The organism is Nostoc sp. C117 (assembly GCF_043099735.1).
GTDB lineage: Bacteria > Cyanobacteriota > Cyanobacteriia > Cyanobacteriales > Nostocaceae > Nostoc.
This window is the reverse complement of record NZ_CP170991.1, coordinates 3,718,786-3,733,806: the sequence shown is the minus strand read 5'-3', so window position 1 is coordinate 3,733,806 and position 15,021 is coordinate 3,718,786. Positions and strand designations below refer to the sequence as shown.

10 protein-coding genes are annotated in these 15,021 nt (G+C 41.8%); 5 read left to right on the top strand and 5 right to left on the bottom strand.

The features are described from left to right. Window positions 1–45 precede the first annotated feature (45 nt). Entirely contained in the window at window positions 46–1,725 is a 1,680-nt protein-coding gene (locus ACFG4S_RS16110) for a protein kinase (protein WP_392535744.1), read from the top strand. A 177-nt stretch (window positions 1,726–1,902) separates the two neighbouring features. On the opposite strand, the gene ACFG4S_RS16105 is transcribed toward ACFG4S_RS16110, so the two are convergent. The 4 genes from ACFG4S_RS16105 to ACFG4S_RS16090 form a co-directional block, all read right to left on the bottom strand. Then, window positions 1,903–2,691 (bottom strand): ABC transporter permease, encoded by a 789-nt coding sequence (locus ACFG4S_RS16105; RefSeq protein ID WP_392535743.1) that lies wholly within the window; start codon window positions 2,689–2,691, stop codon window positions 1,903–1,905. A gap of 104 nt (window positions 2,692–2,795) precedes the next feature. Further along, the gene (locus tag ACFG4S_RS16100) at window positions 2,796–3,779 is read right to left on the bottom strand and encodes an ATP-binding cassette domain-containing protein (protein WP_392535742.1); all 984 of its coding nucleotides are present in this window, start codon (window positions 3,777–3,779) and stop codon (window positions 2,796–2,798) included. Between the two features lie 324 nt (window positions 3,780–4,103). Beyond that, window positions 4,104–5,750, bottom strand: coding sequence for an ABC1 kinase family protein (locus ACFG4S_RS16095; protein ID WP_392535741.1), 1,647 nt, complete (start codon window positions 5,748–5,750; stop codon window positions 4,104–4,106). A 168-nt stretch (window positions 5,751–5,918) separates the two neighbouring features. Then, the gene (locus ACFG4S_RS16090; RefSeq protein WP_392535740.1) at window positions 5,919–6,983 is read right to left on the bottom strand and encodes a mannose-1-phosphate guanylyltransferase; all 1,065 of its coding nucleotides are present in this window, start codon (window positions 6,981–6,983) and stop codon (window positions 5,919–5,921) included. Window positions 6,984–7,098: 115 nt separating this feature from the next. Between ACFG4S_RS16090 and ACFG4S_RS16085 the strand changes: the two genes are divergently transcribed. Continuing rightward, window positions 7,099–8,616, top strand: coding sequence for an LCP family protein (locus ACFG4S_RS16085; RefSeq protein WP_392535739.1), 1,518 nt, complete (start codon window positions 7,099–7,101; stop codon window positions 8,614–8,616). Window positions 8,617–8,744: 128 nt separating this feature from the next. Beyond that, on the top strand, window positions 8,745–9,251 hold the full coding sequence (locus tag ACFG4S_RS16080; RefSeq protein ID WP_392535738.1) for a pentapeptide repeat-containing protein: 507 nt from the start codon (window positions 8,745–8,747) through the stop codon (window positions 9,249–9,251). 116 nt (window positions 9,252–9,367) lie between these two features. Here ACFG4S_RS16080 and ACFG4S_RS16075 read toward each other — a convergent pair whose 3' ends face one another. After that, window positions 9,368–11,026, bottom strand: a complete 1,659-nt coding sequence (locus ACFG4S_RS16075) for a hypothetical protein (protein WP_392535737.1) — start codon at window positions 11,024–11,026, stop codon at window positions 9,368–9,370. Between the two features lie 396 nt (window positions 11,027–11,422). On the opposite strand from ACFG4S_RS16075, the gene mtnA reads away from it, so the two are divergent. Beyond that, a complete protein-coding gene (mtnA, locus tag ACFG4S_RS16070; RefSeq protein WP_392535736.1) occupies window positions 11,423–12,481 on the top strand; it encodes an S-methyl-5-thioribose-1-phosphate isomerase in 1,059 nt (352 codons plus the stop codon). A 248-nt stretch (window positions 12,482–12,729) separates the two neighbouring features. Beyond that, window positions 12,730–14,835 (top strand): M3 family metallopeptidase, encoded by a 2,106-nt coding sequence (locus tag ACFG4S_RS16065; protein WP_392535735.1) that lies wholly within the window; start codon window positions 12,730–12,732, stop codon window positions 14,833–14,835. The last annotated feature ends 186 nt before the right edge of the window (window positions 14,836–15,021 follow it).

The window sequence follows — 15,021 nt, the reverse complement described above, 5'->3', positions numbered from 1 at the left end:
CGCCCCGCTATCGCTAACAGCACTCTTTTGCCCACTTATCCAGTCATGAGCCTTTGTATTAATCCCGTTTGCCCGAAACCAAATCACCCAAATAATCATCAAAACCGTTTTTGTCAAAGTTGTGGTTCTCATCTGGAATTGCTAGGGCGTTATCGGGTGAAGTCTCTGTTGAGTGACAAAACAGGTTTTAGTAAAGTTTATGAGGCATACGAACAAGATACGCCCAAAATCCTTAAGATACTCAAAGAAGATTTATCAAGCGACTCCAAAGCAGTAGAACTATTTCAGCAAGAGCTAACTGTTTTAGGACAACTGAACCATCCTGGTATTCCCAAGGAAGATTGTTACTTCCAATATCAAACCCGAAATGGTTTAGTGTTGCATTGCATTGCAATGGAAAAAATCGATGGATTTAGCTTAGACCAGTGGTTCCAGAAGGGAAATCAGCCTATTTCTCAAGAAAAAGCGATCGCCTGGTTAAAACAGTTGCTAGGAATTTTGGATTTAGTGCATCGCAAACAATATCTGCATCGAGATATAAAACCATCTAATATCATGATCCAACCCAATGAGCAGTTAGTAATCATTGATTTTGGTACTGCTAATGAAATCAGCAACAGCACCAGAATGACATCACTTATGTCATCTGGCTACAGCGCTCCCGAACAAATGAATGGTCAAGCTGTAACGCAATCAGATTTCTTTGCCTTGGGACGCACTTTTGTGTTTTTGCTAACGGGATACCATCCCTTAGATATGTACGATCTTCAGCAAAATTTGTTGCACTGGCAAAATCATACTATCCATATCTCACCCTTACTATTAAATTTAATTGATTGGCTAATAGAAGTCGATGTAGAAAAACGTCCTGCCACTGCCAAGGAAATTTTGCAGTATTTAGAAGAAATTGAAAATAAACTAATACCAACTAATCCTTTAAATGTAGATTTTGTCAATAATTTGCCAGATGAAGAGTTACCACAGTCAATTACTCAAAATTCGTCACATCCACATAACGAGACAGAAAAATTGCCACTACTAGCACTTTTTGCAGTGCTGCTAGTGACATTAGGATTAGTTAGTATAGTGGCTTTATTGACGCAGACATCAAAAATTTCTTCAATACCAAATTATGGACAAATTCCCGAAAGAAAAGGTAATATTGATTATTTTCCCTATAAAGAAGGTAGAGATAGCCAGGGAAGAATCGCCAAATTCAATATAGCTGTTTTATCACTAAAATATAAATGGCTCGTAGGTAGCAATTTTCAAATTAAATCTAATGATGAAATTATTAGCCTTCACCTTTTAAAATTAAACCTCGAACAAGAAGATATACAGAAGATTATGGAAGATCCTAGTGAAATTATCTCTGTAGGTACAGCTTCTTGTAAGAGTAATATTGAATTTCAACAACGTCTAGCTTTAGAACGTTCCTTAAAAATACAAGTTTTAATAAAGAAATTATTTATTAATAGAGCAAATATTAAAGGTTATCGTTTATTAAACTTGGGTCAATTTCAACGAAGTGATTGTCAAGCGAATCAGGATTTAACTACATATCAGAAAAGTATTATAATCATTGGTGTGAAAAAAGAATCTCCAGGTGTAATATTAGATGAAGCCCTACGGAATAGATTAGAAAAAAAGCCTTTTGCTGATTTTAGATTAGAAGATTATTCTTTGGGTTCAGTCGATAAATTTAAGACGATACCAACTAATTAATCGGCTGTTATGCATTTAACTTGTAGATTTACTTAATGACTGATGACTGTTAACAGTAAACAGTCAACGACTATCAAGAGTGTTTCTATAATTTAGACACATATCAGCTTAACATCTTTACGTGAGTGTCCGTGTCTAACCTCTGAAATTGCCAATTTTATTTGAATATTAAATTATTTAAGCTCCCATACCAGAATATCTTTTCAAACCTGCACGCCAAAGCAGCCGATTAGCTCCCAAAAAGATTAATATCCAACCTACCATTGAGAAAAATCCTTGCCATATATTCATAGGTAGCCCTACTAAAAGACTTGCAGGAAAATTAATCAAATAAGGAAAAGGTGTAAACATCACTATTTTCTGCATAGGTTCTGGAAAGACTTCTAAAGGTGCTATTAAACCAGATAAAAATAGATAAAACAAGAACCAGAAATTTTCTAAGGCGCTAGCCCGTTCTGTCCAAAAAGCGAACATGGCAAAAGTGTACTGAATCACAAACCGCAAAGCAAAAGCTAGTATTGCAGCCAATGTAAACAGCAACAATTGACTTAAACTTGGTAACCAAAAAGCTTGGGGATAGAGAATAAAAAATAATCCCACTAATAAAATAGCGAAGACTAAACGGGCAAATCTTTCAGAAATATGCCCAGCAAGATGATGCCATACTGGATCGAGTGGTTGTAGCAACTTCGGAGAAAGCTTGCCTTCTACTACCTCTCTTTCAAAGTCCCAAATTACCCAAACAACGGTGAGTTGCCTAACAACAAAAACCGTGATGAAGTAACGGGCAAAATCCACAGATGATAGCCCAAAGCGTCCACCTTGCGCCGCTTGTATCCAGACACCCATGAGAATAATCGGTAAAGTCCCAGCCAAAACCCATAAAATTAGTTCTGCTCGATACTCAAGCATATAAGCATAGTATACTGATAGCAAAGTTAAGGCTTTTCTAATTATTGGCTTCATTGATTGACTTCCTGCGAGAAAAATTACCCACTCAAAATTCAGAATTCAACACTGGCTCGATGCCCAGCTATAAATAACAGTAATTCACCTTCAGAATTCAGAACTTACTCAACCACTCCTGCTTGAAAAACTCGTCCAATAACTTCTTCTACAGGTGGTTCCGTAACTGTCAAATCAATTACCTCCAAATCGGCCAAAATTTTAGATACAGTAAGGGTGAGCGCATCTCGCTGCACGAGAAAACGCACTGTTCTACCTTCTAAGAGTTTTACATCACCATAAGTCATGAGTTTTTCTATTGCTAGAGGTTGGGCTAACTCTATATAGACTTCTCGGTAAGGTGCAAAACGTTCCAATAACCTATCTAAGCTACCGTCATACATTAAGCTTCCTTGGTGAATCAATAGTACTCGTTGACACAAAGCTGTAATATCAGCCATGTAATGACTTGTTAACAGCACTGTAGCTTGATAACGCTGATTATATTCGCGCAAGAACTCGCGCACCGCGGCTTGAGCATTTACATCTAGTCCCAGTGTCGGTTCATCTAGAAACAATACATGGGGACGGTGCAAAAGTGCTGCCAATAGTTCCGCTTTCATTCGTTCACCCAGAGACAGCTTTCGCACTGGTTGGGTAAGTTTGCCTTCTAGGGAAAGCATTTCTGTTAATTCTCCCACCCGTCGCTGGAACTCTTTATCAGAGATATTGTATACAGCGGCATTAATTTTTAAAGAATCCAGCGCTGGTAAGTCCCAAATTAGTTGCTGCTTTTGACCCATCACCAAGGTAATTTTTTGCAAAAATGCTTCTTGGCGACGAAAGGGAACTTGTCCAGCGACTCTGACTGTACCGCTAGAAGGATGAATCAGCCCTGTGAGCATTTTGAGTGTAGTGGTTTTACCAGCACCATTTGGCCCCAAAAACCCCACCATTTCACCTGGAGCAATTTCAAAGGAAACATCCTGAACTGCTTTAATTGTGCGGTAGTTGCGACGGAAAAAGTGGGTTATTGTGCCTTTGATACCCGGATTTTTTACCGCTACAGGATAAGATTTAGTCAGCTTTTCAACAATGATGATTGACATATTTTTATCAAAAAGAATTCAGAAATTAGAAGTCAGAATTCAGTATGAATTGCAGTCCGACTGGGTAATGAATAGTACTTGAAAACCAAGTCTGATTTTAGAGCAAATCAAGTTTTGGGGGTTTCCCAAGTAGAGCAACTCGCGTAGAAAAATGAAATTTTAATATTCTTCCCTGCGAGACGCTGCGCGAACATGGTTATTCTATTTAGAAGCCAGAATTCTGACTTCTGAATTCTTCTTCATCTGTGGTTCTAAATACTGAAACACAAATTTAGTTATCATAATTTCCCATATTGGAAATTATCCAACCAAAAAGTATAATTTTTACCGTAAACGTCCCGATCGCAATGTACTAATAATTAGCCACAAACCCAATAAACTAGCGACTGCAAACAGGATTGTACTTAAAAAAGATAGCTCAGTTGTCTGCGCTCTGGTAGAAATAATTGCTGCTCCCATAATCAGTGAACCCACCAAAATGCTAAAAGACAGTCGGTTAGCAGCATCGTCCATAGTCCGGCGCACGCCATCTAAGCCCCGTAGCGATAAATTCCACTGTAGGGTTTCGGAGGTAACTCGGTCTAATAACAGTTCAATTTGTCGGGGAGATTGCAGAGAGAGACTTTTAATATCCAAAGCTGTCCTCAGGAGCGATCGCACTGGATTGTCCCCTAATAACTGCCGACGAAATAAGTCTGTAATTAATGGTTTAACTTCATCAAAAAAATTAAGTTCTGGGTTGAATGTCCGCGCTACTCCCTCTAAATTAGCTAGGGTTTTGGCATACAATCCCATATTGCTAGGTAACCTAATTTTGTTGTTGCGAGCAACTTGTAAAACTTCATAAATTATCTGACTGAAGTTGATTTGCGTCAGGCTAACGTTGTGATATTTTCGCAACATGCGATCGTAATCATTTTCTAACCGCGACAAAATTACTGGCTGAGCCGAATCTGATAGCTGCAAGGTCAACTGAGCGCACCGCTGAGCATCTAAGTCAACGATCGCTAACAACATTTCTGTTAATATCTGCTGCGTGCGGGGATCAAGTCTTCCCACCATCCCACAATCTAAGAGAGCAACGCGACCATCTTTGAGATAAAACAAGTTTCCGGGATGGGGATCGGCATGAAAAAAGCCATCTATATATAGTTGTTGAAAAAATACCCGAAATAACAAAGTAGTTATTTCTTTACGTTCTACCGCAGGGTCTTTACCGTTGGTGTTGCTGTCTAAATCCGCCGATAGAAATGGTACCCCATCTAACCATTCCATCACCAATAATTTTTCTGTGGTCAATTCCCAGTTAATTTCCGCAACTACTATTTGTGTAGGATCAAACCAACGGCTCTGGGATAAGTTGCGCCGTAATTGGTCTGTAAAACCTGCCTCTCGTGTAAAATCTAATTCTGCTTCTAGAGCTTTGGTAAATTCTTCGGCGATGGATTTGATTTCATAGGTTTGCCCAAAATCAGTCCGCGCCACTAAATCGGCAATACCTTGAATTAAGGCAATATCTTGGGCAATAGTAGTATCAATTCCGGGACGCTGCACTTTCAGCGCGACTTCTCGACCATCTATTAATGTAGCTCGATGCGTCTGGGCAATTGATCCCGCTGCTACTGGAACAGGGTTAATCGTGCTGAAAGTTTCTGCCAGTGGCCGTTTTAACTGTTTGCGGATGACTAATTCTACCTCCGACCAGGGAACTGCCGGTACTTCGTCTTGCAGGGTGGATAGTTCTTCTATATAGGCGGCGCTCAGTAAATCTGGACGGGTGGAGAGTAACTGGCCGAGTTTCACGTAGACTGGACCTAAATCTACCAAGATATTTTTTAAAACCGCAGGTGTAGGCAGCTGGGGTTCATCAGCTTTACCACCAGTTAGTAACCTTCGCATGTAGTCCCAGCCATTGCGAAGGAAGACTTCAAGAATTTCTCGTTGACGCGGAACAGTTTGTGTGAGGAACATTGTTGAGAGTGGGGAATGTGGGAATGGGAGAAGCAGGGGAAGCAGGGGAAGCAGGGGAAGCAGAACTATTGATTATTGCCCCATGCCCAATATCCAATGCTCCCCTTTTGAAGATTTAAGTTATAATGAGAAAATGGACTTTTTCGCCTCTGCCAAGGGTTTTAACTTTTATAGCAGGTCGGTAAATCGGGAATCGCTTTGAAGAATTTTCAGAATCTGCTTGATTTCCTGGGTACGTTCTTTTTTGACAACTAGGGTGACATTGCGATCGCGCACAATCACCACATCCTCTAAACCAATAGTAACAACTACATCTTCTGGATTTGAGGCATAAATAATCGCCCCCTGCGTATCTAGTCCTACGTGAGTAGCAAGTTCTACATTCGGAGTATCTTCTGTTTTCAGTAAGCGTTCGATCGCATTCCAATCTCCTAAATCATCCCAACCAAAGTCAACTGGCAAAACGTATGCTAGAGTTGTCTTTTCCATTAGTGCATAGTCTATACTCTTTTTAGGTAACTGGGGATAGACATTAGGTCCAAGTTGTTCTAAAGGTTCGATAATTTCCGGAGCATGGGTATGTAGTTCCTTAAGAACAACTCCTGCCCGAAAAACGAACATGCCACTATTCCAGCTAAAACGTCCCGTAGATAAAAAAGTTTCTGCTATTTCACGGTTGGGCTTTTCAGTAAAGCGGTTGACGTGATAAGCTGGCAACTCATTAAAGCTACCTATTTTTTCACCTTGTTCAATGTAACCGTAGCCGGTTGATGGAAAAGTAGGCTTGATCCCCAGTGTGACGATCGCTGCTGTGCTTGCCGCCAGTTGCGTAGCTGCGCTTAATGTGTGTGCAAACGCCTCTTGGTCAGCAATCCAGTGGTCAGCAGGGAAAAAGCCAATAACAGCGTCTTCTCCATAACGCTGTTTGATTTCTAAACTTGTCCAAGCAACGGCTGCGGCAGTGTCTCTTCCTTCTGACTCGATTAGTAAGTTCTGAGATGGTAGATCGGGTAATTGTTGTCTTACACCTTCAGCTATCTGACTAGAAGTGATGACCCACAAGGAATCCCAACCGCCTGCGAGTGTTAACAAGCGATCGGCGGTTGCTTGTAATAAGCTTCTAGAACTGCCATCAAGACTTAAAAATTGCTTTGGTCGGTTTTTGCGACTCAGAGGCCAAAAACGTTCACCTTTACCACCAGCAAGGATTACAGGGAACAATAAAGTATTCATGTTGTCATACACGTCTACTGAAGAACATTACAAGTTTACAGTGAGCTTTTCCACTGGCAATATTTGTAGCTTGCATTAACATACTTTTAGGGAGTGGTTCAGTGGGGAGATAATTGTGATAAAACAAGTCGAATGGTCGGAAAATCAAGTCACATCTCAACAACTAGCAGAGTTTGAAAATGAAGGGCGATCGCCGCAACTTCAATATCCAGAAAATCAAGCAACACCTGCACCAGTAGAAGAGACAGAAGAAGAAGTAGAACTAAACGAGCCAGCAAATACGAACCGTAGCGTCGTCGAATCTGTGAGTGCAATTCCCAATCAGCTTTACGAGAGACTGGGTTTGACCATGCCTCGATGGCTATTGTGGATTACAACGATTGTCATTGGCATCATTTTATCAGGGCTGCTGGTGTCAACCTTAGCGCTCTGGACTCCCTTATGGAGCAATCTAGATCGAACAGATGAAGATTCCGGAACTGCTGCTAAAGACGACGTAAAAATTCCCCTACCTGGCGAGTTATGGAGTAAACTCTCACAGTACCAGCTTTCACGACCCATGAATATCTTAATTATGGGAATTGAACCAGTCAGAGGTACTGTTGATGGTTCACCAGAAAGCTTTGCTGGCAAAAGTGATTCGATGGTGCTAGTACGGCTCAACCCTGGGGAAAAATCTGTACGCGTGCTTTCGATTCCCAGAGATACAATGATCGCTATCCCAGAAAAGGGAGAAAAGGGGTTAACTAAGGTATCTGATGCCAATGCCAAAGGCGGACCAGTCTTGGCAGCACGGGTAGTCAGCCGTACTTTAAACAACGCCCCAATCGATCGCTATATCCGCATTTCTACTAGTGGCTTACGCCAGCTAGTCGATCAATTAGGCGGAGTAGAGGTCTTTGTTCCCCAATCAATGGAATATAAAGACTCCAGCAGTCGCCTGTCGATTAATTTAGTCAGTGGCTGGCAAACCCTCAACGGCGAACAAGCAGAACAGTTTGTCCGATTCCGCGAACCAGGTTTGGGAGATCTGCCGAGAGTACAGCGTCAGCAAGCACTCATAGCAGCCCTGCTGCAACGTCTCAATAGTCCCACCGTCTTACCCAGGTTGCCTCAATTAACTCGCCTAATGCGAAAATACTTTGACACAAACCTGAAGATGGAAGAAATGATGGCGTTGGTGAACTTCGGTCTGAACTTAGATCGAGATAACTTCCAAATGACTGTGTTGCCTGGTACATTTAGCCGTTTTAGCAAAGACCCTGATAGCTATTGGCTGAACATGACCGGACAACAAAGCCTGTTGAATGATTATGTTGGGGTAAATGTACCTGGTCTGAAGCCAGATATGCGCCGGGTTCCTAACCTCAAAATTGCTATTCAAAATGCTTCCAATCAACCTCAGTTAACTGAAAAAGTTATTGCTTATCTCAAAGAGAAAGGCTTTACTAATATTTACAAAGTGCCCGATTGGCCAGATACCCAACGCCAAACTCAAATTATTGTCCAAAAAGGCAACCGACAAGTTGGAGTTGATTTGCAAAAAGTCTTAGGCTTAGGTCAAATAGACGTGTCGGCGATCGGTGATTTAGAATCTGACCTGACAATTCGGATTGGTAAAGATTGGAAATAGTCAAGAGTCATTAGTCATTAGTCATTGGTCATTGGTCATTGGTCATTAGTCCTCTGACTAATGACAAAGGATAAATAACAAAAGACAAAGGGCTAATGACAAAAGACTACTGAACAGATCATAAAGTTATGAAAAAGATTTTATTCCGCTTTTTGGGTTGGATTGTAATTTTGACACTAGCATTTTTGTGGATCGTACTTAATCCCAAACCTGCTTTTGCTCAACTAAATGCAATTAACTACAATAATATAAATTTAGAAAATCGTGACTTTTCTCATGCTGATTTAGCAGGTGTGACTTTTGTAGCAGCAGAAATGCGAGGGACAAATTTTCAAGGAACCAATCTCAGCAACGCAATTCTGACTAAAGGAATTTTATTAAAAGCAAATTTAGAAGGCGCGAACCTGACTGGTGCTTTAGTCGATCGCGTCACATTCGATGGTGCTAACCTAAAAAATGCCATATTTACAGAAGCAACTTTAACCCGCAGCCGTTTTTTTGATGCTGATGTCACTGGTGCTGATTTTAGCGATGCTCTAATTGACCGCTATCAAGTGTCGCTATTGTGTAGAAGAGCCGATGGAGTAAATCCGGTCACGGGTATGTCAACACGGGATAGTTTGGGTTGTCGATAGTAGTAGCCTGGCAACCGTGAAGAAGTCAGAGGGCACTTGTGTTACATACAATCAGTGTAGGCAACTCTTGGAGACGCTCATTGCAACATAAGTGCCTCCAGCAAGAACTGCCTTCTTCACTCTTCTGGTTCTGTCGCTGGCGGAGGTATTTCCCGTTCAGGTGTGATAATAGAACCATCCCAAACAGCCTTCTGTCCATCAGCATTGATAATAGTTATTTTTACTTCTCTTTGATCGTAATGCTCAGAAAATTTTGATAGCCAATCTTCTGGAAGCCTTTTAAGGTCTTTGAGGGGGATTTTAAATCTTCTGCAAAACTCCATAGGAGCATCAGGATCGGGCTTTATGGTAACGATGTCATCTTTTTTTATCTCAACCAATGTTTCTGAAATTTCCTCTTTATTGTCTAAGTACACCATTTGAACAATCACGCCAGCATCCTTTATCTGTGTATTAACTTCCTCCTTTTCCTCTGAGTTTAATATTTTCCCTCCTAGTGAGAAGTTAGCACCAGCGATGGTAATGTAATCGGGAGACTTAGGATCTTTCCCGTAAAGTATTACTTGATTAATATTAGGTCCAGGCTTGCGGATTGCTTTGCCCCCGATATAACCAGTAGCACTAATTCCTATTAGTGCTAACAGTTCAGAGGGGATAGTTGGGAAAGAAGATGCGGTTGGATAAGTTACCGCAAGGATGAGGATAAAAGCAATGCCAATAATTAGGTTCCAAACTATTTGCTGTACGCGCTCCAAGGCTACTACGCCACCATGTACAATCAAATCTGACCACCCAGGATTCACTTCCCCAGATCCCTTGCTGCCACGAATTTCAGAGGTTGCTTGCGCTGTTACCAGTGTTGCTAAACTAATTAGGAAGGTATAGCCAAATCCTGATAGCGGAATGAATTCCCATGTACGTCGGAACAATCCGCGCCCAATCAAAAGAAATAGATAGCCAAAAACGATGATAGCCAACCACCAGATAAACTGGGCACGCGCCAGACTATAAGTGTTGGTTTTGACATCCACCAAGAACCACTCTAAAAAATTTAGTTTTTCTCTTTTATTGTCTGAGGAACTTGTTGGCAAGTTTAGTTTGTTTGTATTTGTGGTCAGCGAATAAGCATCTTTTGTCAGCAGAAAGATTATTACCACAAGTATGAATACACAAATTGCTGTAACTATAAACACGATTAGCGTTGTCCAACCGCTCACAGGGCGCTCCACCGTGACCTGAAGTTCGTCGTCACCCTCTTGAGAGACTATATCAGTTGCATTACCACCTACCTCAACAATCACAGGATTTTTTCCAGTATTCAATTTCGCTAGCTGCTCGTTATTAAAGCTGGCAAAAATCGCTTTCCCATTTTCTGCAACTTTTGCTCTAGCGATCGCAATATTAGAGAACTTACCAATTTTTATCTCAATTTTATTTTGAGGCGAATTGTCTTGCTTGGGAAAGTTTTGCCCTGTCACCACTACATTGATATGTTCGTTGTTATACCTACTGTTATCTTCTGGTATAATCGACTGAGGAATACTGACGTAAAACTCTTTAGGACTGATGCTTTTTATAGATGTAACTTCGGGTATCATTGCCCCTTGAGTAGCATTTTGCTGACTGGATGTTGTAGTGCTTGTCTGACCAGAATTATTGTTATTTGGCTGGCTAGTGCTATTAATTTCCTCTGCTTGACCCAACTCTACTGAAGTAAACAACAACAGAAATGCCAGACTAAAAGATAGCAGAAAGTAATAATACTTTTTGCTCATTCTTTTCCAGAATATGTTATACAAGCGCATAAGACAGTGGGAGTATTTTTAATTGATGTAGCAAGATCTATTAACGGACTTGCAAATAAAAAACATCCCAAATTTTCTTGTGTGATGGGTGTACCCACCACTATCAGATTTAGGGCGGACAAGATGCCACCCCACAAGATGGATAATTTATTTATTGGAAGTCCCTAAACTGCTTTTTTGTGTGATGATGTGGTTATTCTTAATGTTTTTTAGTACTAAGTGATATCTCTAAATTTAAGAAATTATTAGGATTTCGAGCTAGATAAAACTAATTCTTAGTGTATTAGCCATCGCCACCGTTAGGGCAAATACGTCATATCAAGTAACATTTAAGTATTTGCTATTCATGTATTAATACCGCTTTCTATGACATCTACAAACCAGATTTATCCCGTCATTTGGCACAACAACTCAGTGTCACTAATCGACCAAACTCGCCTACCCAACGAATATGAATTTGTGGAAATTCACCATAGTGAAGATATGGCGCGGGCGATTAAAACAATGATTGTTCGGGGTGCGCCGGCAATTGGTGTAGCTGCGGCATATGGAATGTATTTGGGGGCGAGGGAAATTGAAACAAGCGATCGCCACGAATTTTTGCAAAACTTAGATAAAGTCGCCCAGTTGTTGCGTTCTACTCGTCCCACAGCAGTGAATTTATTTTGGGCAATTAGTCGGATGCTGAAAACTGCCTATGAAACTCTGGGAACAGTAGAAGAAATCAAGCAAACACTTTTGCAAACAGCCCAAGCAATTAATACCGAAGATTTACAAACCTGTCAAGCGATCGGCGATCGTGGCTTGGCAGCTTTACCTTCTACCCCAGAAAAGTTGAGGTTGCTGACACACTGTAATGCTGGGGCATTAGCTACTGCTGGTTATGGTACAGCTTTAGGTGTTGTGCGTTCCGCCTGGAGAGAAGGACGTTTAGAGCGTTTGTTTGCCGACGAAACCCGTCCTCGTCTACAAGGCGCCAAACTTACCACTTGGGAATGCGTCCAAGAAGCTATTCCAGTCACCTTAATTACAGATAACATGGCAGCCCATTGTATGAAACAGGGTTTGATTCATGCAGTAGTTGTGGGTGCCGATCGCATTGCCGCTAACGGCGACGCTGCTAATAAAATTGGTACTTATAGTGTAGCGATCGCAGCCAAAGCACATAATATCCCCTTCTTTGTCGCTGCACCCCTTTCCACCGTTGATTTTGAATTAGCTGATGGCAGCAAAATTCCCATTGAAGAACGCGATCCCACAGAAATCTATCAAGTCGGCGATACAATTCTTACACCTGCGGGTGTAGAGTTTTACAACCCAGCATTTGATGTCACCCCAGCCGAATTGATTACAGCCATCATTACAGAGTATGGAGCGATCGCACCGAGTGAGTTAGCAAAATCACACCTAAAGCAGGTAGTTTAAGCTCATCCCACCCCTAAAAGGGGATGGCATTTTACGGTTGACAGTTGACGGTTAACAGTTAACAGTCATCAGTCAACAGTCAACACTCTCATGGCAAAGGAGCAGAGAGAATAAATAACCAATCCCCAATCTTTTTGTTGCTATTTTGTCAGAATAGCGAGACTAAATAGCACAGCGATCGCTACAGTAGAAGATATATATATAAAAATCAACAATGATTTTTATTAATCCGCAGTTCAAACAAAAACATGAGTGCAAGTACCATTCTTTCCGACAACCCTTTACTTCAAGGCACTGGCTTACCTGCCTTTGCAGAGATTAAACCAGAACGAGTAGTACCAGCCTTCAACCAATTGCTGGCAGAACTTGACCAGCAGCTTGCCGCATTGGAGGCTAATATAGAGCCAACTTGGAAAGGTTTAGTAGAACCTTTAGAAAGGCTAACTGAACGGCTTACCTGGAGTTGGGCAGTGGTGAATCATTTAATGGGTGTTAAAAATAGCCCGGAACTGCGGGAAGCTCATGAAACCATTCAGCCACAGGTAATACAGTTTATCAGCAAGCTTGGTCAAAGCCAACCCATCTACAGTGCTTTTAAAGAACTCCGTGCCAGCGATAATTGGACAACTTTAGAATCAGCCCAACAGCGGATTGTAGAAGCCGCCATTCGAGATGCAGAGCTTTCTGGTGTTGGCTTAGAAGGAGAAGCAAGAGAGCGTTTCAACGTCATTCAAATGGAATTAGCAGAACTTTCTAGTAAATTCTCTAACCATGTACTGGATGCGACTAAAGCCTTTAGCTTAACCCTAACCACAAAAGCCGAAATTGATGGTTTACCCCCAAGCTTAGTGAGTTTAGCAGCACAAGCTGCTCGTGAAGTTGGTGAAAGCAACGCCACACCAGAAAATGGACCTTGGCGTTTTACTTTGGACTTCCCCAGCTACAGCCCTTTCATGCAGCACAGCACCCGGCGAGATTTACGTGAAAAACTCTATAAAGCTTATATCACCCGCGCTTCTAGTGGCGATTTAGATAACAACCCGTTAATTAAGCGTATTTTGCAATTAAGGCAAGAACTCGCAAATTTACTTGGCTTCGGGAGTTATGCCGAGTTGAGCCTTGCCAGTAAAATGGCTCCTAGTGTTGAAGCAGTAGAAGCATTATTAGAAGAACTACGCCAGGCCAGTTACCATGCTGCTGTCAAAGACTTAGAACAACTCCAAGCTTTCGCGGCATCACACGGAGAAGAATATCAGGATTTAAAACACTGGGATATCAGCTTTTGGGCAGAACGCCAAAGAGAAGCCAAATTTGCCTTCACCGCTGAAGAATTACGTCCTTACTTTCCTCTTCCACAAGTTTTAGACGGCTTATTTGGACTTGTCAAACGTTTGTTTGGTGTTACTGTTACCCCTGCCGATGGTCAAGCCCCAGTCTGGCATGAAAATGTCCGTTATTTCCAAATTGCTGACGAAACAGGTTCTCCCATAGCCTATTTCTACTTAGATCCATACAGCCGTCCAGCAGAAAAACGCGGTGGTGCTTGGATGGATGTGTGCATCAATCGTGCCAAAATCACAGAAAACGGCGTAACTACCATCCGCTTACCTGTGACTTATTTGATCTGTAACCAAACTCCTCCAGTCGATGGCAAACCTAGCTTGATGACTTTCTATGAAGTAGAGACTTTGTTTCACGAGTTTGGTCATGGATTGCAGCATATGCTTACCAAGGTTGACTATGCTGGAGCCGCAGGTATCAACAATGTTGAGTGGGATGCAGTAGAACTACCTAGTCAGTTTATGGAAAACTGGTGTTATGAGCGACCTACTTTGTTTGGTATGGCTAAGCATTACGAAACAGGGGAAGCCTTACCAGAGCATTATTATCAAAAGCTCCTAGCGGCGCGTAATTATATGAGTGGTACTGCTATGTTGCGGCAACTTCACTTTAGTAGTCTTGATTTAGAACTACACTACCGTTATCGTCCCGATAGTGATGAAACTCCAGCGGATGTTAGACATCGCATAGCCAAGAATACTACTGTTTTGCCACCACTCCCAGAAGATTCAATGTTATGTGCTTTTGGACATATCTTTGAAGGTGGCTATGCAGCAGGTTACTACAGTTACAAGTGGGCTGAAGTCCTTAGTGCTGATGCTTTTTCTGCTTTTGAAGAAGCGGGGTTAGAAAATGAAGAAAGTCTAAAAGCTACAGGTCGGCGTTATCGAGATACGGTGCTGGCACTCGGTGGTGGTAAACATCCAATGGAGGTGTTTAAAACTTTCCGGGGTCGTGAACCGAGTACGATCGCCTTACTCAGACACAATGGTTTAGTCAAGGCTAAGTTTTGAGCAGAGGGACAAGGGGGACAAGGGGGACAAGGGGGACAAGGGGGACAAGGGGGACAAGGGGGACAAGGGGGACAAGGAGATAAACAAAACTCCTAACTCCTAACTCCTAACTCTTAAACTTAGCACGGGCTAAACGCCCCGCTTCCGCTAACAGCACTCAGCCAGCACTCACAATGCCCCATACCC

Excerpts from the sequence above, each read along its gene's own strand:
- ACFG4S_RS16095 (WP_392535741.1), bottom strand. The coding sequence starts at position 5,750 with ATGTTCCTCACACAAACTGTTCCGCGTCAACGAGAAATTCTTGAAGTC.
- ACFG4S_RS16075 (WP_392535737.1), bottom strand. The coding sequence starts at position 11,026 with ATGAGCAAAAAGTATTATTACTTTCTGCTATCTTTTAGTCTGGCATTT.
- ACFG4S_RS16105 (WP_392535743.1), bottom strand. The coding sequence starts at position 2,691 with ATGAAGCCAATAATTAGAAAAGCCTTAACTTTGCTATCAGTATACTAT.
- ACFG4S_RS16110 (WP_392535744.1), top strand. The coding sequence starts at position 46 with ATGAGCCTTTGTATTAATCCCGTTTGCCCGAAACCAAATCACCCAAAT.
- ACFG4S_RS16080 (WP_392535738.1), top strand. The coding sequence starts at position 8,745 with ATGAAAAAGATTTTATTCCGCTTTTTGGGTTGGATTGTAATTTTGACA.
- ACFG4S_RS16090 (WP_392535740.1), bottom strand. The coding sequence starts at position 6,983 with ATGAATACTTTATTGTTCCCTGTAATCCTTGCTGGTGGTAAAGGTGAA.
- ACFG4S_RS16065 (WP_392535735.1), top strand. The coding sequence starts at position 12,730 with ATGAGTGCAAGTACCATTCTTTCCGACAACCCTTTACTTCAAGGCACT.
- ACFG4S_RS16100 (WP_392535742.1), bottom strand. The coding sequence starts at position 3,779 with ATGTCAATCATCATTGTTGAAAAGCTGACTAAATCTTATCCTGTAGCG.
- mtnA (WP_392535736.1), top strand. The coding sequence starts at position 11,423 with ATGACATCTACAAACCAGATTTATCCCGTCATTTGGCACAACAACTCA.